Below are 18,782 nucleotides of genomic sequence, written 5' to 3'. Positions count from 1 at the left end.
TCAACAACCGTTTGGCGATGCCGGCGGTTTTTCCTCGGAATGCGGCGCTCGCTGCCCACCGGTGACGGGCGCTTTGCCGGGCTCGATACCGCACTCCGCCAAGCGCGCCAGCTCCTCCGCATCGCGCTCTGTCGGCGTCGCTTCCTCACTCATTTCCTGCCGCAAATCCTGCGCCAACGCTTTCGGGCGCTTTTGAAACAGCACCGGCGACACGCCTTCGCACGGCCTGTCGTAACGCGCCGCGCCGGCGCTTTGGCTTAACGGCAGCAACAGCAAGAGAAAGATCGCGGCCATCTCCTTCGCCATGGGCAACTCCTTTGATTACGCCGAAATAAACCGGCGGTTCCCTATAAGGAAAACGAATTGTCTGTTAACGCAATGAATGGTTGGGCCACGGCAGAATAACGCAGGAAAGGTAAACCCTCCGACAATATCGGCAGAATGCGCGCATTAATTTGGCTGAATATATTTAGCGGCTTAACGATCGAATATTTTCGCCCCATCAAAGGTGCCGCCAATGCCGACGTTTCCTTCATGTAATACCGAGGAGGCGGACTCACCCGCCATGATGCGTTGCCGCTGCTCCCGCGTGGCAGGCTGCGGCTGAGACCAGTCTGGGGACGTCGACGTCGGCTGAATCGCGCTGCAGCCGCTCAACAAAAACAACGATACCGTGGCACAATAACGCCATGTCATAATTTCCTCCTTAAAGGAAATAAAATACCCGCAGCCGGCGGCAAGGGTAAATAAAAAAATGACTTTCTTTAGTTTAATAACCGCCGTTATTTCACCATCCGACTGCCGATGTTAATCACCCGGTTCGTCTGTTAACCCAAAATAAACATTTTCGCTTAGCCACCCGATAATTCGCAGGCAATAAAAAAGGCCGGGCTAACCCGACCTTGTTTGACCGCTCGACGCGCTTAGACCAGCTCGATCACGTCGAAGTTGGCTTCGCCGCTCAGATCGGCGTCGTAGTCAACGCCCTGCAGACCAAAGCCGAACAGGCGCAGGAATTCCGCCTTGTAGCCCTGGTAATCGGTCAGTTCGTTGATGTTGTTGTCGTTCAGCTGCTGCCAGATGGCACGGCAGGTTTCCTGCACTTCGTCGCGCAGTTCCCAGTCATCCAGACGCAGGCGGTGTTTTTCGTCGGTGTCCGGCGCCGCGCCGCTGTACAGCTTGGTGGCGAACAGACGCTGGATCTGCTCGATGCAGCCTTCGTGAATGCCCTGCTCCTTCATGATTTTGAACACGATGGAGATATACAGCGGCATCACCGGAATGGCAGAGGAAGCCTGAGTCACCACCGACTTGAGCACCGCAACGTAAGCCGCGCCGCCTTTGGCCTGCAGCTTCTGGTTGATGGCGTGCGCCGCGCGATCCAGATCTTCTTTCGCCTTGCCCAGCGTGCCGTGCCAGTAGATTGGCCAGGTCAGATCGGTGCCGATGTAGGAGTAAGCGACAGACTGCGCGTTATCCGCCAGCACGCCCGCTTCGTCCAGCGCGTCCATCCACAGTTGCCAGTCCTGGCCGCCCATCACCTTCACGGTGTCGGCGATTTCTTGCTCGTTGGCCGGCTCGACCACGGCTTCAACCAGCACGTCTTTGTTGGTGTCCAGCGCGACGGATTTGTACGGTTCGCCGATCGGCTTCAGTGCGGAACGCACCACTTCGCCGGTTTCCGGCATCTTACGCACCGGCGAAGCCAGCGAGTAAACCACCAGGTCAACCTGACCCAGGTCTTTTTTGATCAGATCGATCACGGTCTGACGGCACTCGTTGGAGAATGCGTCGCCGTTGATGCTTTTCGCGTACAGGCCTTCTTCTTTAGCTGCCTTGTCGAAACCGGCGGAGTTGTACCAACCGGCGGAACCGGTTTTGCCTTCGCTGCCAGGCTTCTCGAAAAATACGCCGATGGTGGCCGCACCGCTGCCGAAAGCGGCATTGATGCGCGAGGCCAGACCGTAACCGGTGGATGCACCAATGACCAGCACCTTTTTAGGCCCGTTTTTCAGTTCGCCGCGCGACTTAACGTAGGCGATTTGCTCACGGACGTTGGCTTCACAGCCTGCCGGGTGAGCGGTGGTGCAGATAAAACCACGAATTTTAGGTTTGATAATCATAGTAATTTTTTCTTGGTAGCTAAAAACCGAAGGACAATATACCTGATTTTCTCAATATACTTAAGAAAGTGCGAAAACAAGCGCAGTGAACAGACCAGTCGGCAAGCCCACCGCCGAGGCATGTCATGATGGTAAAGGGATAATCATGGCAGGCCGGATTGCGATTACCCGGCCTGTCGAGGGTCACGCCTTGTTCTTTTCCAACTGCTCAATCAGCGTGTAACGCAGCGATGAGGCATCGGCCGGCACGTTCTCTACCGGAGTAACGCGCACTTTCAGCCGATACTGATAGCCCGGTTCGAAGGTGAAACCTTCGATGCCGGTATAGAACAACTCCCACGGCTGCTGCGCGGAGCGGCGCACCTGCATGCACTTCATCGGGGCGACGCCCACGCAGTCCACCAGCGCGCTGTTCACCAGCAACACTTCCGTTTGGCCGTCTTTCTCGTTTGCGGGCTGATTCATCGAGGTTCCCTCCTGGCTGCAGCCGGCCAGTGCGGCCAACGCAACAAATAACAACGCTTTAATTTTCAATGTACTGCACCAATAGTCATGTAGGTCGGGCGATCCTAACAAATTGGCTGGGTGAATTGAACCTTGCTGCGCGCCGGTGGCGGCGCCATTCATCGTAAAGAACGTCTTGTTAAGCGAAATGACTCACGCAGGAATATCAATCTCCGGCACGCTTATCAGCCTGGTAAATACCTGCAAATAAATCCCCTGTTCTTATCCGAACCGGTAATTATCCCCGCTGTTTTTTCTGTTAAAAACAGTTGGCTTGCGCAAGCTTTACGCTATTTAACCGTATCGATAAAGAGGGAGTTTTATGCAAGAGATCGAGGCTAAATACTTCCACCTGATCGCCGGTGCCGGTAACTTTTCCGACAACCGCGTCAGCAACGGCCGCGTCAACAACAACGGTGGCAACAAGAACAACAGCAACAGCAATAAAGGCAGCAATACCTGCTCACACTCAGCTGTTTTAACTAATCAGAGCTCCGGCTGAGTCTCTCCGCTCGGTCGGTACTTTCAGTATTTCGGTGATAACGATGTTTAAACTGTTCCGTACCTTATGCCTGCTACTCGGCTTTTGGATCGCCACCCTGCTGCTCAACGGCGCCGGGGTTTCTTTTACTCACGGCTACGCCGCGCCGAAAAACCTGTCGCATTTCGTCGTCTCGCTGGTGGTGGTCGGCGCCATCCTGCTGTGGACCCATAAATTGCTGCGGTTCTTTTTTGCCGAGAAATTTGAGAAGAAGCCGCGTTAAGTCGTGTTCTCACTTTGGTCGTCGCCCGCAATGGTAAAACCGGCATCGCGAATTGCCGCCTTCACCTGCCTGGCGTCCATCACCGCCGTTTTCACATAGCCAAAGAAGGCTACCCGTGCGCCGGGCAAACGGATTGGCGTCGCCAGTTGGGCACTGAGCTCACGATTGCGCTGCGCCATCAGCTCGGCGCGCGCCTGCCAAAACGCGGCGGGATCGGTTGGGGTTTCAGTCGCGGTTTCGAACAGCGACGCCAATTCGCTCAGCGCCTCCCACTCCGCCAACAGGGCGGCAACCACTTCAGGATTAGCCACCTGCCCCCAGTCAGAGGGTAAAGCGCCCTCACGCCACGCCTCAAGATAGGCGGGCAACACCCTCTTCAACTGGCTCAACCGATCGTTCAACACAGGTTTCCTTTTATAACGCTTAATGCCTTGATATTCCCCATAATGCCACTCTCATTTAACCGGTGATGGGAGCAATGACCGGAGCTTATCAGCGCCATAAATGACGTAATGACTTTTGGTGCGGCTAAATTAGCGATATGTGCGGATGGGGAGTGAGGAGCTGAGGTGTTACGACTGGAAAGAGAAACCGAAGTTTTATTGGCGCTTTAAGTGGAATTCCCTTATAAATCAATCACACAAAAAAAGACCGAATACGATTCCTATATTCGGTCTAGGGAAATGGCTCTTGGGAGAGAGCCGTGCGCTAAAAGTTGGCATTTAATGCAGGGCTTGTTCAGCCGTGCACTTTAAGAGTAGCCTACCGCGCCAGTTTTGCCAGCCGCCCGGCGGCCGCGTGATAGTTTCGTGACGAAATAACTATGCGGCAAATGCGCATCAATCCGCGCACGTTGGGCAAGGCGTTGGCAAACAAGCGGTTAGTCAGCGCACAGCTTCTCGGCGCGTTCGATAAACGGCGCCAGGCTCATTTTTTTCCCCGGTTCGGCAGGGTCGTCCAGCAGGAGCACCTCCAGCGGCTGCGCACGCTGATGGCCCTTTTTCACCTGCTGCTCCGCTGCGTCGTTGAGCGGGTATTGCATTAGGGTGCTGTTGTTGAGCACGAACAGCGCACCGCCGCTGCGGCACTGCAGCGTCACTTCTTCCTTGGTGAACGCCCACTGTTTGCCGTACTCCAGTTTGGTGATGTTCACCAGTTTGTCTGCCGCCAGCGCGCCGGTCGCGGTTGCCAGCAGCGTAATGCCGAGTAATACCGATTTCATGTGTTGGCCTTAAGGTTGCTATTCACGTCGATTTTCCCGCAGCTTGCCCGGTTGCGGCAAGCTGAAATGTCAAACCGGCGCATAGGTTGCAAATAAACTGACCAGCAGCAGCACCGCCCCCCCCAACCCGACTTCGAGCCAGCAGGCCAGCACCACGCCGCGCTGCGCTAGCGCCGGCACGCGGCTCATTGCCGGCACGATGGCGTAGCGATTGGCCAGCGCCACCATCACCATCAGCGCCACCAGCGCGGTTTTAATCAGCAGCAGGCGCTGATAAGGCGAGCTTAGGTTGAGCGGCCAACCGCCGAGAATGATCAGGCTGTTGACGATACCGGTGACGATCACCGCCGCCACCGCCAGGTGCCCCCAGCGCGAGAAACGGATCAGCGTGGTGATGGCGTCGCTGCGCCACTGCGGCGGCTGCAGGTAGCGCAGGCAAACCAGCAGCGGCGCCAGGCTGCCGAACCAGTAGCCGGCGGCCAGCAGGTGTACCGCATGGTTGGCGCGGTGCAGCGCGCCCAGCGCGCCTTCGTGCATCGCCGCGTGGCCGATAAACGCCAGGCTCACCAGCAGCAGTACCGAGCACAGCGCCAACGCCTGCGCACGCGGCCGTTCCGGCAGCAGCAGGCTCAGGATCGCCAACAGCGACAGGCCCAGATGCCAGCGCCACACTTCGCCGAAGGTGGTGCCGAGCACCGCCCACCAGACCTCCAGCCGCCAGGCGTCTTCCCAACCGTCGCCCATTTGCCCGGCCTGAATGGCCAGCAGCGCCACGGCGGAAAGCCCGGCAATCCAGGTGCCGGCAAGCAGCAGCGGGCGCACATCGCGGGAGAGGATCGGGGAGAGGCGCTGCGGTGACAATAAGGCGGTGAACAGACTGATGCCGAACATCAGCATCACCGCCGCAAAGTGCACCAAGCGACACAGAACGAACAGGGTCGCCAGACTCACGATCAGTTTACGGTGAAGCTGTACTGGCCTTTGGTTTTATGCCCGTCGACCGACACCACATGCCAGCTGACGTTGTATTTGCCCGCGCTCAGCTCGCCTTCGATCGGCACATTGACCTGGGTGTTGTTGTTCGGATCGAGCTGCAGTTTGCCGGTTTTCACCACGGCGTTGTCTGGGCCGGTGATTTTCACGCCGCTGAAGTTCGGCTCGATGCCTTCGGAGAAGCTGAGGGTCAGCGCCTTCGGCGCCGGGCTGACGCTGGCGTCGGCCTTCGGCGTTTCCACTTTCAGGTGGGCGTGCGCCAGCGCTTGCTGCGAAGACAGGCCGACGAACAGGACGAAAACGGTGGAAAGCAGGCGACAGGAGGAACGAATTTTACCGATCACAGTGGTATCCCTTAACAGTATAAAGAGGGTCATAAGGGTTAAGGCCACAGCCAAGGCGATGTATCAGCGGCCCCAACCCACCGCAAATGATTGCGCCACGGGTAAACAGAAAAACGGGTTGTATCGGCTAACCCGCTGTTTTGACTCTACCATCCCTGTAGCGTATCGCGGTAAATCATAACGACCGCGCTGCGGCAAGTCGAGCGCATCACTGGCATTTTGCGATCCGGCAGCACGTATCGCCGCATAGCCGCGATAAACGCAGGGTAAAAAAAACCGCGCGTCAGGCTCGCCCGCGCGCGGTTTTTCGATATTCTGGTGCGAATTAAGCCTGGCCGTTGCCGCCCTGGCCCATCGCGCCCATTTTCTTCAGATCTTTGTCGATGAAGAACAGGCCTTTGCCGCTGGTGCCCACCAGCGCCAGCTTATCCAGCACGGATTTGAACAGTTTCTCTTCTTCGTGCTGCTCCGCCACGTACCACTGCAGGAAGTTGAAGGTGGAATAATCGTGTGCGGTCATGGCGGCGTGCGCCAGTTCGTTGATCTGACGGGTGATCAGCTGTTCGTGTTCGTAGGTCTGCTGGAACACGTCCGCCAACGATTCGAACGCCACCGGCGGCGCGGCGATGCTGCCCAGCAGCGGCAAAGAGCCGGTGTCGCTCAGGTAGTCGAACAGGCGTTGCATATGCTGCATCTCTTCCTGAGAGTGCTCTTTAAGAAATGCGGCGGCGCCTTCAAAGCCTTTATCGCTGCACCATGCGCTCATTTGCAGGTACAGGTTCGCGGAGTAAAACTCCAGATTCAGTTGCTCATTCAGCTTTTGAGTCATTTCTTGCGTCAGCATAATGATTCCTTTTATTTTGCAGGTCATGAATTTAATTTCCGCGCATTATGCCCTGCTGCCGTAAAAATAAAAACACCTTATTTACACCCGATCAATATTAATTATTTATTTACTTAAAATCAAATACATAAAAACACATAGAGATTTACGCTAATTATTATGATAATTATTCCCATCTTTTATTTTAATCAAAAAGCGAATCATTCTTATTTAAAAGAATAAATAGATTGCATTACTTTTTGGAAAATATCGTCCGCCGCGGCGGTGCTACGGGCTTGCCAAGCGTCGCCGGGTGGATTACCTTCTGCGCAGGTTCAATACGGCAAAGTAAGTAAGGAGCATAGCGTGGGTTATAATCTGGCCGAGCTGTCCAAAGAAGAGATGGACAGGGTGAACGTGGATCTCGCCGCCTCTGGCGTGGCGTACAAAGAGCGCTACAACATGCCGGTGATCCCGGAAGTGGTGGAGCGCGAGCAGCCGGAACCGCTGCGCGACTATTTTCGCGAGCGTGTGGCGCACTACCGCGCGGAATCCCACAAGTTTTCGCGCCTGCCGTACGAGCCGAAGGCCAAATAACAAAACCCGCCGTTACGGCGGGTTTTTTGTGTCACTTGCCGGCGAACCGGTCGGTGGCGATCATCAGCTGGTGCAAGATGCCCGGCTCGTCATACGAATGCCCCGCCCCTTCCACGATATGCAATTCCGCTTCCGGCCAGGCCTTGGCCAGATCCCAGGCGTTCTGCACCTGGCAGGCCATATCATAGCGGCCGTGGACGATCACTGCCGGGATATGGCGGATCAGCGGCACGTTGCGCAGCAGCTGGTCATCGCTCTCCAGGAAGCCCAGATGGGTGAAATAGTGGTTTTCAATCCGGGCGAACGCCAGCGCGAAATCATCCTCGCCGAACGAAGCGGATTCGCGGCTCGGCAACAGCGTGACCGTCTCCCCTTCCCACACGCTCCACAGCTTGGCCGCTTCAAGTTGCACCTGCGGATCGGCCGAGGTCAGCCGCTGCCGGTAGGCGGCGATCACATCTTTACGCTCTTCATCCGACAGAATGGACAGCACGCGCTCCCATTTGTCCGGGAAGAAGCGTGACGCGCCGTCCTGGTAATACCAATGCAGCTCCTGCTTGCGCAGGGTGAAGATGCCGCGCAGCACCATTTCACTGACGCGCTCCGGGTGGGTCTGCGCATAGGCGAGCGCCAGCGTCGACCCCCAGGAACCGCCAAACACCAGCCATTGATCGACGCCGGCCATTTCGCGCAGCCGCTCGATATCGGCCACCAAATGCCAGGTGGTGTTGTTGTCCAGGCTGGCGTGCGGACGGGAGCGGCCACAGCCGCGCTGATCGAACAGCAGCACCTTGTAGCGTTCGGGATCGAACAACTGGCGATGATGCGGAGAAATGCCGCCGCCCGGCCCACCGTGAATGAAGACCGCCGGCTTACCGTTCGGGTTGCCGCTCAGCTCCCAGTAGATCCGGTGGCCATCCCCAGTGTCCAGCCAACCGCTGTCGTATGCCGCTAACGGCGGGTACAAACCTCGTAATTGTTCCATGGCGCTTTCCGTCTCTCTGTGAGTCATGCTTTCATCAAAGCGGAACCCGCCCGGCAGGTCAACGGTAAAACCCGAAAACTCGAACGCGCGCCGAGAACTCGGCGCGCGTTTGCTCAAAATCACAACGACCTGCCTGCAAAATGCCCACAGGCCCTATCGGTTGAGGGGCGCATTCGCCCCCCGGGAACTCAGTTAGCCACCTTTGCGCATATGCGGCTCGCGCATCTCCTGTGCGGTTTTCGCCTCGATGCTCAGTTCCGCCGTCGGGCGCAGCAGCAGGCGCGCCAGCCCGATAGGTTCGCCGGTTTCCCGGCAGTAGCCGTACTCGCCGTTCTGCAACCTTGCCAGCGCCGCATCGATTTTCGGCAGCAGGCGGCTTTCGCGATCCAACTGGCGGAACAGCAGGCGCAGATCCTCTTCGCGCGCCGCCTTGTCGGCTTCATCGCCCGTCGCTTCGCCGCCGTCGATCTCTTTTTTCAGCTCATCGATGTGCAGCAGCAGCTTTTGCCGCTCATCTTGCAGCAGCTGGCGGAAAAACGCCCGTTGAACCGAGTTCATATAATCAGAATCCGGCATGGCCAGCAGTTGCTGCGCATCCGGTAACGTCATGACTGTCATTGCGCTCTCCCAACACCAAAAGTGTAACATTATAACATAATATTTATTTTTAGCACCCGGTCATCCAAAAACAAAATTTCATGCACAAACAGCCAGTTAACCTAAACCTGCACTTTGCCGCTTGCATCCTCTTGGCTTTAGGCGGTTAATGGCTGAGCAAGCCACCCAATCATAGGTAACGAGAGGCCATCATGAGTAAGGGAATGGATAGCAAAAAGAATGCGAAGAAGAAGCCGTTGAAAACCCCAGCTGAGAAACGTGCGGAGAAACGCGCCAAAAAAGCGCATCCGTCTGGTGAGTAAGCGCCCTTCCATCCGTCATTAAACCCGCCAAGGCGGGTTTTTTATTGCCTCACAGGAGAGATGGCCGATGTCCTGCCTCACCCTTGCCGCCGCCCAATACCCCGCTGCGGCGGCCAATATCGCCTGCAACCTTGAACGTCACCTTGAATTCGTTGCGCAGGCAGCAGATCAGCAGGTACAACTGTTGGTGTTTCCCGAACTGTCGCTAAGCGGCTATGAGTTGACCGATGCTGCCGAACTGGCGCTCACGTTGGGCGATCCCCGTCTGCAACCACTCAGTGCGGCGGCACAATCGCGGCAGATGACAATCATCGTCGGCGCGCCTTTGCGCAGTGGCACGGCATTGCATATCGCCGCCTTAATCTTTCGCCCCAACGGCGCATTGAGTAGCTATACCAAACAGCATCTGCACGGCGCGGAACAGCAATACTTCTCGCCCGGTGAGGGCGGCTCGTTGCTGGAACTCCATCACCACAACATCGCACTGGCTATCTGTGCCGATACTTCGGAGCCCGGCCACGCAAGCGCCGCCGCGCTGGCGGGTGCGCACATTTATGCCGCTGGCGTGTTGGTATCTGAAGCCGGCTACGCGAAAGACAGCGCCGCGCTGGCAGGCTATGCCCGACGTTATGGCATGGTCACGCTGATGGCCAACCATGCGGCACCGACCGGTGGCTGGATCCCGGCAGGCCGCAGCGCCATCTGGGATAACACGGGAGAGCTCCTGGTTGCCGCGCCGGATGACGCTCCTGGGCTGATCATCGCCGACAAGACTTCCGACGGTTGGCACGGCCGCCTGCGCCGGTTAAGCTGAGGCCTGACGGCAACGCGGAGGAAAGCATGACGTTACGCGTAATAGATACCGAGACCTGTGGGCTGGACGGCGGCGTGGTGGAAGTGGCCTCCCTCGATCTGCTCGACGGTCAATTGACCAACCCGATGAGCGACCCGGTAATCGGGTTGTATATAATTACAGTAAACCCATGTAAACCCAGCTACCACGCCGCATGAACAATTGTTAAAAACCAATAATTTGATGCATTCTTGCCCATTATTATGTATGTTTCAATTCCCAGCACCCCTAACAGCACCCCCTGGAGATGTTCAAGCATGGCATACTACAGTATAGAGACAAGATTGAGGGCTGACGGTACACCCCGTTATCGTTGCACTGTTGGTGTAAAAAAGAATGGAAAATATGTGTATCGCGAGAATAGAACATTCAGCAAACACGCACACGCAAAAAAATGGGGCGTTAGCCGTGTTGTTGAAATTGATACAAACGGCATACCAAATGCCGGTGAAGCATCAAAAATTACTGTAGCCGAATTGATACAAAAATATTTAACAGATCCAAATGCTGGGGGGAAATCAGGAAAGGATAAGATTGATATTCTTACCAGGCTAATAAAAAGTGATCTGGCTGCACATAAATTATCTGAATTAAAATCAAATCATGTTGTTGATCATTGTCGGTATCGCATTTCAACAGGGATTAGTCCGGCAACTGTTTCACATGATATCAGCTATCTGAATACCGTTTTAGAATCAGCAAATCCTATTTATGGGATTGATTACACGGATAACCCTATTAAAATTGCACGTCCATTATTGAAACAGATGGAATTGATAGGGAAATCACAAAGGAGAAGCCGCCGCCCGGCCTCCGAAGAAATAGCATTAATAACAAAAGAATTAAAAAGAAAAGAAAGCAGTATTAGATCAACAATACCATATATTGAAATTTTTAATTTTTCGATACTTACATGTATGAGAATTGGAGAAATTTGCCGAATTCTTTGGTGTGATGTAGATGAAAAACAAAAATCGGTAATTGTTCGTGATCGCAAAGATCCTCGCAAAAAGAAAGGGAATCATATGCATGTTCCTTTACTTGGTGAGGCATGGAATATTTTAAATAGACAACCGAAAGTATCGGATCGGATTTTCCCGTATAATTCAAGGACAATAAGTGTGACTTTTTCAAAAATGCGCACAAAACTAGAAATTGACGATCTTAGATATCATGATATGAGAAGGGAAGGAGCAAGCCGACTTTTTGAGGCTGGATTTAGTATTGAAGAAGTTGCCCAGGTTACAGGGCATCGTAATTTAAATTTGCTTTGGCAAGTATATACAGAACTTTACCCAAAATCATTGCATGAAAAGTTTGAGACTTTGCAAAACAAAAATAATAAATAAAAAAGGGGCGAAAGCCCCTATAACTGTTTTTGTCTTTCTGATGATAAAACATCTTGACATGCCGTTAATTGCTTTACTACTTCGTCTGCTTCTCCTCCGATATTGAGAAGAAATTCACTATCCTTTGTTGAAAATTCGGCTTCCGTGGTTTCATTATTTCCGCTGAAACTTCTGGCATTCTCACCTGATGGGCAGATACTGGAGGTTTTGATACGCGCTGACAACCTGAGATTGCCAGCCCGCAAATCATTAACAAGACGATTTGTTTCATTCTTCCCTTCTTCCCTTCCATTCATATAGGCCAAATCGGCCCCAGAAGCCGCCATAGCTAGCTTATTCTCTAAATCATATATCCTAGCCTGGCTTGATAGCTCGGCCTCTCTATGGGCCTTAGAGGCCGCTAATTTGGCCTTGTTGTGTTCATTGTTTGCTGAGGCTTCGCCTGATGCTTTACCAGTATTATAAGTAATGGCGATAATTGATATTAAGATAAAAAACTTTAAAAAGTTAAGCATAACGCCCTTTCCTCTTGGCGGCGTTTAACCAACCCTTCTAATTTAATTCCATTAGCATAAATCCATTTTGGCAACCAATTACATGCCTCAGTGAATTTTTCATCAATTAGATTTTTATACATTGTTGAACTAAGAAATTTTGAACAACCAACATTGAAAACAAAACTCCCAACCCCATCAAAAACACCTTGGGGAAGTTCTTTCCCGATCTTACGTTCTACATTACGTTCAATGCAGTTTTGCGCCTCCATCTGATCCAAAGCAAACCAGATGGCAATTTGTTCATTGCTCGCTTCTTGTAATCCTGATTTTACCCCTGATCCAGTATGCCCAATCCCTTGCGTTATAACTCCCGCGGGGCATAGATAAGGATCGCGGCGACAACCTTCAGCATTGCCCATAACTTCCATTGCTTTTTGAGAGAATCTTAAAGGGTTTCCATTATTGCTTGTCATGCTACTAGCCATAGTAAGAACCATTGCAATAATAGCCATTACAGAACAAGTTATTTTTTTATTCATTTATTCCCCTATTTCTTTGTTGTTTTTTTAGTTCATAATCAATTTGAAACATTTTTCTATCCCATTCTTGCCGCTCTATTTTTCTTTCCTCATCCTTTTTTCTATAATACCTATTAGTGAAATAAGTTCCCAAGCCTGTTGCTATACCAACTAAAACAGCATATTCATTAAGTGATAAAAGACCAAGCAAACTCATAATTGAAGACCATATATAAGAAACCCATGTGGCAATTCTTTCCATTCTTCATACCTGATGATTAGAAATTAATTTAATATATAGTACATTCATTTAATATGGGTGTAAATTAATTATGATATCATTAAAAATTATATGAATTTTAATTGAATAAATATTATTATAAAAAAAGCCCCATAAGGGGCTTTCTGTTTTTTTAAGAAACTCGCATCCAAGCACGAACATGAACATATGCGTTAGTAATATCTAATGGATCATTTCTGACAAATTCATTTCCATTTGAATCAGTAAATGTACCTACGGTTAAATTTCGCTGATGTTCTCCTTGATTGTCCGTACCTGTATAAGTATGACCCCAAGCAGCCCCAGGCCCATTCATTCCGCCCTGGTGAGAGTGATCAGGTAAATTATGCGCTCCAATATATACAGAGTTATTACCGCCAATACCAAGTGCATCATAACCAAGGCTAAGAACGCGCCCATCATAACCTGTACCGTTCAAATCCTGCCAGTCAGTTCCGGGCCAGGTGTTTCTTGGATCAGTATCATTCCCAAATAATTGAATATTCCCTATTGGGAATGGGCAATTACCAGGACTATAAACCCTGCCGCTTTGATCCCAAATAGCCCCATTCGATGATATATCAGCATCGGCATGAATCGCCGCATTTGCTGTGATATAATTATCAGCATGTATAGAACCATGCGCTGTAATATTTATTTGTGCCTCAATATCAGTATTGGTATAAACAGAACCATTAAATGCCGTTCCGGCGGCAGCTGAAATAGTTAGTGATCCAGCCCCATCACTACCGCCACCACCAGCAGCAATTATCCGAACATCATAATCAAGTGTTTGCCCGCTTGAATGAAAATCAATGTAAGGGCTTGAAGGTGTTGCTACGCGCCCAATTTCCAATCCAGCATTATACCCAACAATATGTAATTTATTACCATTTATGGATAAATCGCCATTATTAGATAAATCTAATGCAGTACCAATATCAGTACCGATATCAGCACGAAATGATAATGCATCAGCATTATTATAAATTAACCCTCTATTTGTGCCATCATTCTGTAAAAGTCTCATTACAGCAGTATTATCAGATGAACGGCCCTTAACTCTTAATTCAGTGGCTACTGTTACTTGCCCTGTTGTTTCTCCACCAGAAATTGGTAAAGCACCAATTTCTGAAGGGGTTGGTTTATTGTTTGTTGTATAAATACCAATCCAGCTACTGGTTTGTGTTGCATCGTCATTTCTAATTGAACGATACGAAAAAATGCTAGGATATCCAGATTGAATAGCAAATTGAACATTTCTAGTTGGGGCAACTGTAAATGAAATTAATGAACCATCGTTTGACGGATACCCTGTTTGGCTTGTACCTGAATAAGATTCAATTTTAAATCCATTTGCTCTATTAACCCCTTCGCTTGCGTTTGGGGCGGCTACAAGAGGAAAGACAATATTATTTACGCCAACTTCACCATTTATAGTGCCGCCGCTAATTGGCAATGCTCCAACTTCTGCCGCTGTTGGTGGGCTGCTCTCCGTATAAACTTTATACCAATCTAGTGTTGCGGAGTTTCCCAATCTAAGTGAACGGAAAAATAATTTAGCATTTCCATATTCACTTGATTCACCAAAAAATTGAATCTTTCTTGTATCGCTAAGCCCGGCACTAATTAACAGACCAAGTGATGCAGGATATCCAATGGAGTTAGTATCCGTATATCTAATATCAAATGCTGGCTCTCTTGAAATGTCATCAGAAGAATTGTCGGCCCGAACCTCAGGGAATTTAATTTTATTTAATCCGACAGTTCCGTTTACTGTACCACCAGTTAATGAAAGCGCCCCTACATCTTCCGCGCTCGGTGGAATAACATTAGAATACATTTGAACAATTTCAGCATCCATTACAGATACTGGTTCAGAATCAATTTCTGATATTGAATCATTTATAGTTACAGACTCCGGGGCTGATACATAAATCATCCATCGCGAAGAAAAAGACACTGTTTTAATATAAACATCAAATGTATTTGCCGCACTTTCAATAATATATAAATCAGTAACACCTATTTCTTTTTGTCGGTGCTTAAATACACTGCCGCCAATTCTCCCATTTAATCCCTGGGCAATTTGTCCGTTACCAGTTCTTAAAACGATAACATCATATGCGTTTTGTTTTGTAGTTCCATTAAATCCACTACCACCAGAGATGGTAATATTTGCTGTATACCCTCCCTGGAAAAAATTTGTTAATGTGGCTATTTTAAAATATCTTTCCCCGGTAGCATTATTTAATAATTTGGAATTATTTTTTGATTCAGCTGTTCCCATTCCAAGATTTGAACGCGCAGCAGCAGCAGTAGCGCCACCAGTGCCGCCTGAAGCAATTGGTAATGCAGAACCTAAGCTAAGAGATTGAGTATAAAAAGCCCCATTTGCTGAAAGATGTGCCACTACACCAGTAGTAACGGCACCATCAACGCGGAAATTAAGCCTGTTATTATCATCTTTATAAATTACTGGCCCGTTTGTTCCATCTCTAGAAATAAATCTCAAAGTTGATATATTAACACCTACAGCAGCTTGAATATCAAATTCACCAACAACTTTAGATTGCCCATTAATTGTTACGCCGCCTGTTAATTCACCGCCAGTTAAAGGAAGTTTTTTTCCTACTTCGCTTTTTAAATAAACCGTTCGGGAAGCTAATTGTGTTGCCTGGCGGTTTGATATTCCATCAGGCCCACCCAATACAGGATCAGTTGTTTCTAATTGATAAATCCCATCAATCCAACCTTCATTTTCTGGTAAATTGCTCACCCGCATAACTCCCGTGGTTATAGTTCCCATTATAAAATGCTTGTCCATTATAACGAATGGGAACAGCTTCATATGTTAATTCATGTAAATGACAACGCGCAGGAGCGAAATTTTTTAATGCTCTAGATAGTGTATCGCCCTGTTCATTTGTAATTGCTGATTTTAATTTCACATCATATTCAGCCCATTCGTTTTCCGTTCCTTCAATTAGCTCAACCTCACCAAATCCAAGAAGTCTAATTATTTCACGAATGGATGCGGGAGTTCCTTTCCTGCGATGTAATTCTAACGCGCCTCTAATTACTGCACGTTTTGCAATTAATGATTCAGCAAGCGCCCAGGCTGGTTCCTCAAGCAATGCTAATTGCCAAGCAAGGGTATTTAATAGATTTTCATCCATATTATCTATTCGTGCCCATAATAGCACAAAGTCAATGGATGTATGAAGAAAAGAAAATCTTTCATCCAATGCTTTTGCCGCTGCAATTATTTTTTTATCTTTATTGATGCTATTAGGTAATAAATCAACAAATGAAATTGAATTTAATTCAATACCAGGCATGTTTATCGCTCCTCCTGGCCAGCATAAATAATCCTATTTGGATTTTCTGAAAATTGAGCTACTTGATCTTCTTCAAGGTTTGTATGTGTTAAGCCAGTAATTTCAACTCGCCAGGCTCCGGCCGCTCTAAGTTTCTGTATCAAAACATCTGGATTAATGGATCTCCCTTGGGTTGAAGATTGCCATTCCTCATATGATTTAATGGCTTTTGCAATCCCTTCTTGTATGGTTGATTGATAACTTGATTGAGATTTTAAAATCCACCATCTAACAGTGTAATCAAAATTAACCCCCCTAGCAGGAGTAACTATTACAGTATCACATAAAGGGCGACGTTCTTCAGCAGTTAATGTATTGCCAACTGCTGTTATTTCTATTCCTCCATCATCAGGGATAATCCCGCCAGAAAGCAAAACACCAACCTGAACAGTTCCAGCAACTGGAGAAAAAACTGATACATCGGTAATATCAGCATGTGCGGTTAAAGCCCAATATCTATAAGCTAAAATTGGCCCAGCGGAGCTAAAACTACCAGGGGCAATAGCAATTCTTTCTCTATATGGTTCATCTGCTTCAGTTTCAGCACCACCAGAGCTTTTCGTAGTATTAGTAACAAAAATTACATATGCCAATGGATCAACAAGATTAATTAATTGCCCAATTACTTGCCCATTACCGGAAATTCCAGCAGTTAAACAAGTTGCAGAAACGATAACTGTTAAGGTATTGGCTTCAATAATCGCATCTGAATCCGTAGCAAAATAAACAGATCCATCACTAGTAACGCGAGTCCCGGCAGGAATTGTAAAAGAAAATGATAGTGTTTCTTGTAATGTGAATTGCAATTCCGTTTTTGCATAGGTTTCTTCTGTTCTATATGCCCCTACCAATGATCCAATGTGATCCAGAAATGATTTTGAGGCATATCTGAGTAAATTCATTTTACCTGTATTATTTAATTTCGCTTCAAGTTGAGAAATAACAGAAGCCAATGTTGATAAAAACAATCTAACCGGATCGGCAGGATATAAAACAGAATTAGTCAATCCTTCATAAATGGTAATTATGTTTTGCTCTGTAGCTTCAGTGTCAACATCAATAAAATTAACATCAGGAAGTAAAGAAAATAATTCATCCAAATCACTCATAACAAAACCCCATCTTTAATTTTTATTTTAACTTTTGTTCTCACTTTCCCATCGCTAGCTTCTGAGTTTGTTGATTCAAAATCAATGCTAACTACTATAACGCGAGGTTCCTTTTTTTCAATTTCAGATATGACTTGATTTCTATATTTTGAAATTGCAGCGGGCAAAGGAGAATCAACAATAGAACTATCAACGCCGAAATTACGATCTAAAAAAACTGTTCCTTTGGTTGTTGATAAAATTGTTTGAACATTTTGATAGATTTCAATTAATCCAGTTGCACCTATTTCTATTTCCGTTAATGGATCGCTTGTAATTACAATCATTATTTACGCCTAATTAATTATGATTTTACCGGTGTTAATGTTCTTGTTTTTGTTGCCTCAAAAGATCCGGGTAATTTATCAGGCCCGCCCTTACCTGTTTCACTTCTTCTAATTGAATCTTCCGTCATTATTTGTTGCGCTTGAGTTGGAACAGTTGCCACATATTCAACAAGATGAATATCTAAAGCTATTAACATCACAGTACCAGCGGAGGTTATATGATTCCATTCTTCACTAATAGTTCTAATTGTAAATTGACCTAATGATGATGTTCCAATAACTAATTGTTGTGGCTCCCCGGATGACATTATTGAACGTAAATTATTAGCTTCAGAACGTGGAGAAACACCAAGACCTGAATTTAAGACAATCCTCAAATCTATTTCATCTAATGCTTCACCAGTCATTTCACTGGCTGGCTTTCTCCCGGCAACTTCATGATCGGCAAAATTAATCGCACTAGTTCGGCTAAGAGCTTCAAAAGTTTTAACTTTATATGGGTTAACTTGAAATACAATATCCCCAATGCTACCTAATGTTGATAAATTACCCAATGCCATTCCGGCCAGGCTTGAAGCACTTATGCCAAGAATATCAGAAATAGCCATAATATACCTTATTATTTATTTGGTGCTAATGTACTTCCTGAACCCGTTTGAACCCCGCCATGAGTATGACTAGAAAATTCTATTCCATCTATTGAAGCGCCAGCTTTCATATCTACCTTTCCAGAAAAATCAGATGTTCCAGAAATAGATAAATTACCTGTTATAGACACATTCCCATTTATTGTTATTTCTGGAGCTGTAGCTACAATTGATTCAGCGGCTTCAATTATTGCTGACGTTATCCCGATTGCTTTTAATTCACCTGATTCACGATCTAATGATATCTCAGCGCCATTTTCAGTTATCCAATGAATAACCTTGCTTTGGCTGTTATCTGGAGATTGTATTTTATTATTATAATAACTTCCAATAACAAACCCGACTTCATCACCATTAGGTAAAAATAAACATACTACATTTTCCCCAATATCTGGAAGCCCGCCAGCATCTTTATCCCTTCCAGTTCTTCTAAAAAGCATATGCAAATCATATGACACAACATCATCAAGATCTGAAAATTGAACTCTTACGGTTTTATCTTTTACATTATGAGATACAACAAGACCAATTTTTATTAGATCATCCAT

General features: G+C 48.1%; 25 protein-coding genes and 1 pseudogene. 6 read left to right on the top strand and 20 right to left on the bottom strand.

What is annotated here, in order from left to right; genetic code table 11:
- From REA38_RS11840 to REA38_RS11825, 4 genes are all read right to left on the bottom strand, one after another.
- On the bottom strand, positions 1 to 306 hold the full coding sequence (locus REA38_RS11840; protein ID WP_308885929.1) for a hypothetical protein: 306 nt from the start codon (positions 304 to 306) through the stop codon (positions 1 to 3).
- 171 nt (positions 307 to 477) lie between these two features.
- Positions 478 to 696, bottom strand: a complete 219-nt coding sequence (locus tag REA38_RS11835) for a hypothetical protein (protein ID WP_033646423.1) — start codon at positions 694 to 696, stop codon at positions 478 to 480.
- A 227-nt stretch (positions 697 to 923) separates the two neighbouring features.
- Positions 924 to 2,123: an enoyl-ACP reductase FabV gene (gene fabV, locus REA38_RS11830; RefSeq protein ID WP_033638117.1), complete on the bottom strand. Its 1,200-nt coding sequence runs from the start codon at positions 2,121 to 2,123 to the stop codon at positions 924 to 926.
- Between the two features lie 183 nt (positions 2,124 to 2,306).
- The gene (locus REA38_RS11825) at positions 2,307 to 2,657 is read right to left on the bottom strand and encodes a DUF4377 domain-containing protein (RefSeq protein WP_060438790.1); all 351 of its coding nucleotides are present in this window, start codon (positions 2,655 to 2,657) and stop codon (positions 2,307 to 2,309) included.
- Positions 2,658 to 2,949: 292 nt separating this feature from the next.
- On the opposite strand from REA38_RS11825, the gene REA38_RS11820 reads away from it, so the two are divergent.
- Both REA38_RS11820 and REA38_RS11815 read left to right on the top strand, forming a co-directional pair.
- Positions 2,950 to 3,129, top strand: coding sequence for a hypothetical protein (locus tag REA38_RS11820; protein WP_308885928.1), 180 nt, complete (start codon positions 2,950 to 2,952; stop codon positions 3,127 to 3,129).
- Positions 3,130 to 3,172: 43 nt separating this feature from the next.
- Complete coding sequence (locus REA38_RS11815) at positions 3,173 to 3,391, top strand: hypothetical protein (protein WP_101426799.1); 219 nt, start codon at positions 3,173 to 3,175, stop codon at positions 3,389 to 3,391.
- Here REA38_RS11815 and REA38_RS11810 read toward each other — a convergent pair.
- The 5 genes from REA38_RS11810 to ftnA form a co-directional block, all read right to left on the bottom strand.
- Entirely contained in the window at positions 3,388 to 3,792 is a 405-nt protein-coding gene (locus tag REA38_RS11810) for a hypothetical protein (protein WP_308885927.1), read from the bottom strand. The genes REA38_RS11815 and REA38_RS11810 overlap by 4 nt on opposite strands.
- 479 nt (positions 3,793 to 4,271) lie before the next feature.
- Positions 4,272 to 4,613, bottom strand: a complete 342-nt coding sequence (locus REA38_RS11805; RefSeq protein ID WP_025302452.1) for a YebY family protein — start codon at positions 4,611 to 4,613, stop codon at positions 4,272 to 4,274.
- Between the two features lie 69 nt (positions 4,614 to 4,682).
- Positions 4,683 to 5,564, bottom strand: coding sequence for a copper homeostasis membrane protein CopD (gene copD, locus REA38_RS11800; RefSeq protein ID WP_049196534.1), 882 nt, complete (start codon positions 5,562 to 5,564; stop codon positions 4,683 to 4,685).
- A gap of 2 nt (positions 5,565 to 5,566) precedes the next feature.
- The gene (yobA, locus tag REA38_RS11795; protein WP_046686875.1) at positions 5,567 to 5,983 is read right to left on the bottom strand and encodes a CopC domain-containing protein YobA; all 417 of its coding nucleotides are present in this window, start codon (positions 5,981 to 5,983) and stop codon (positions 5,567 to 5,569) included.
- Between the two features lie 292 nt (positions 5,984 to 6,275).
- Positions 6,276 to 6,794, bottom strand: a complete 519-nt coding sequence (gene ftnA / locus REA38_RS11790; protein ID WP_025302449.1) for a non-heme ferritin — start codon at positions 6,792 to 6,794, stop codon at positions 6,276 to 6,278.
- Positions 6,795 to 7,139: 345 nt separating this feature from the next.
- Here ftnA and REA38_RS11785 point away from each other — a divergent pair, with 345 nt between their 5' ends.
- Entirely contained in the window at positions 7,140 to 7,370 is a 231-nt protein-coding gene (locus REA38_RS11785; protein ID WP_033642715.1) for a DNA polymerase III subunit theta, read from the top strand.
- A gap of 31 nt (positions 7,371 to 7,401) precedes the next feature.
- On the opposite strand, the gene pip is transcribed toward REA38_RS11785, so the two are convergent.
- Entirely contained in the window at positions 7,402 to 8,355 is a 954-nt protein-coding gene (gene pip, locus REA38_RS11780) for a prolyl aminopeptidase (RefSeq protein ID WP_033646426.1), read from the bottom strand.
- A gap of 192 nt (positions 8,356 to 8,547) precedes the next feature.
- A complete protein-coding gene (gene dksA, locus REA38_RS11775; RefSeq protein ID WP_033653830.1) occupies positions 8,548 to 8,973 on the bottom strand; it encodes an RNA polymerase-binding protein DksA in 426 nt (141 codons plus the stop codon).
- A 369-nt stretch (positions 8,974 to 9,342) separates the two neighbouring features.
- On the opposite strand from dksA, the gene REA38_RS11770 reads away from it, so the two are divergent.
- The 3 genes and pseudogenes from REA38_RS11770 (at position 9,343) to REA38_RS11760 (ending at position 11,477) form a co-directional block, all read left to right on the top strand.
- Positions 9,343 to 10,089, top strand: coding sequence for a carbon-nitrogen hydrolase family protein (locus REA38_RS11770; protein WP_161764299.1), 747 nt, complete (start codon positions 9,343 to 9,345; stop codon positions 10,087 to 10,089).
- A gap of 26 nt (positions 10,090 to 10,115) precedes the next feature.
- Positions 10,116 to 10,229, top strand: a pseudogene (locus REA38_RS11765) (exodeoxyribonuclease X); the annotation flags it as partial.
- Positions 10,230 to 10,385: 156 nt separating this feature from the next.
- The gene (locus REA38_RS11760) at positions 10,386 to 11,477 is read left to right on the top strand and encodes a site-specific integrase (RefSeq protein WP_308885926.1); all 1,092 of its coding nucleotides are present in this window, start codon (positions 10,386 to 10,388) and stop codon (positions 11,475 to 11,477) included.
- 17 nt (positions 11,478 to 11,494) lie between these two features.
- Here REA38_RS11760 and REA38_RS11755 read toward each other — a convergent pair whose 3' ends face one another.
- The 9 genes from REA38_RS11755 to REA38_RS11715 form a co-directional block, all read right to left on the bottom strand.
- The gene (locus REA38_RS11755; RefSeq protein ID WP_308885925.1) at positions 11,495 to 11,992 is read right to left on the bottom strand and encodes a lysis system i-spanin subunit Rz; all 498 of its coding nucleotides are present in this window, start codon (positions 11,990 to 11,992) and stop codon (positions 11,495 to 11,497) included.
- Complete coding sequence (locus tag REA38_RS11750; RefSeq protein ID WP_308885924.1) at positions 11,977 to 12,513, bottom strand: lysozyme; 537 nt, start codon at positions 12,511 to 12,513, stop codon at positions 11,977 to 11,979. The genes REA38_RS11755 and REA38_RS11750 overlap by 16 nt, the downstream gene beginning before the upstream one ends.
- Positions 12,506 to 12,754 carry an HP1 family phage holin gene (locus tag REA38_RS11745; RefSeq protein WP_308885923.1) on the bottom strand — a complete coding sequence of 83 codons (249 nt, stop codon included), beginning with the start codon at positions 12,752 to 12,754 and terminating at the stop codon, positions 12,506 to 12,508. Before REA38_RS11745 ends, REA38_RS11750 begins: the two co-directional genes overlap by 8 nt.
- Before the next feature lie 151 nt (positions 12,755 to 12,905).
- Positions 12,906 to 15,551 (bottom strand): hypothetical protein, encoded by a 2,646-nt coding sequence (locus tag REA38_RS11740; protein ID WP_308885922.1) that lies wholly within the window; start codon positions 15,549 to 15,551, stop codon positions 12,906 to 12,908.
- Positions 15,529 to 16,113: a phage tail protein I gene (locus tag REA38_RS11735; protein ID WP_308885921.1), complete on the bottom strand. Its 585-nt coding sequence runs from the start codon at positions 16,111 to 16,113 to the stop codon at positions 15,529 to 15,531. Before REA38_RS11735 ends, REA38_RS11740 begins: the two co-directional genes overlap by 23 nt.
- 2 nt (positions 16,114 to 16,115) lie before the next feature.
- Entirely contained in the window at positions 16,116 to 17,261 is a 1,146-nt protein-coding gene (locus REA38_RS11730; RefSeq protein ID WP_308885920.1) for a baseplate J/gp47 family protein, read from the bottom strand.
- Positions 17,258 to 17,587, bottom strand: a complete 330-nt coding sequence (locus REA38_RS11725) for a GPW/gp25 family protein (RefSeq protein WP_308885919.1) — start codon at positions 17,585 to 17,587, stop codon at positions 17,258 to 17,260. Before REA38_RS11725 ends, REA38_RS11730 begins: the two co-directional genes overlap by 4 nt.
- Before the next feature lie 17 nt (positions 17,588 to 17,604).
- A complete protein-coding gene (locus REA38_RS11720) occupies positions 17,605 to 18,195 on the bottom strand; it encodes a phage tail protein (RefSeq protein ID WP_308885918.1) in 591 nt (196 codons plus the stop codon).
- An 11-nt stretch (positions 18,196 to 18,206) separates the two neighbouring features.
- Entirely contained in the window at positions 18,207 to 18,782 is a 576-nt protein-coding gene (locus REA38_RS11715) for a phage baseplate assembly protein V (protein ID WP_308885917.1), read from the bottom strand.

The organism is Serratia sp. MF1(2023) (assembly GCF_030954545.1).
GTDB classification, from domain to species: domain Bacteria; phylum Pseudomonadota; class Gammaproteobacteria; order Enterobacterales; family Enterobacteriaceae; genus Serratia; species Serratia sarumanii.
This window is presented reverse-complemented; position numbering and strand designations above follow the sequence as displayed.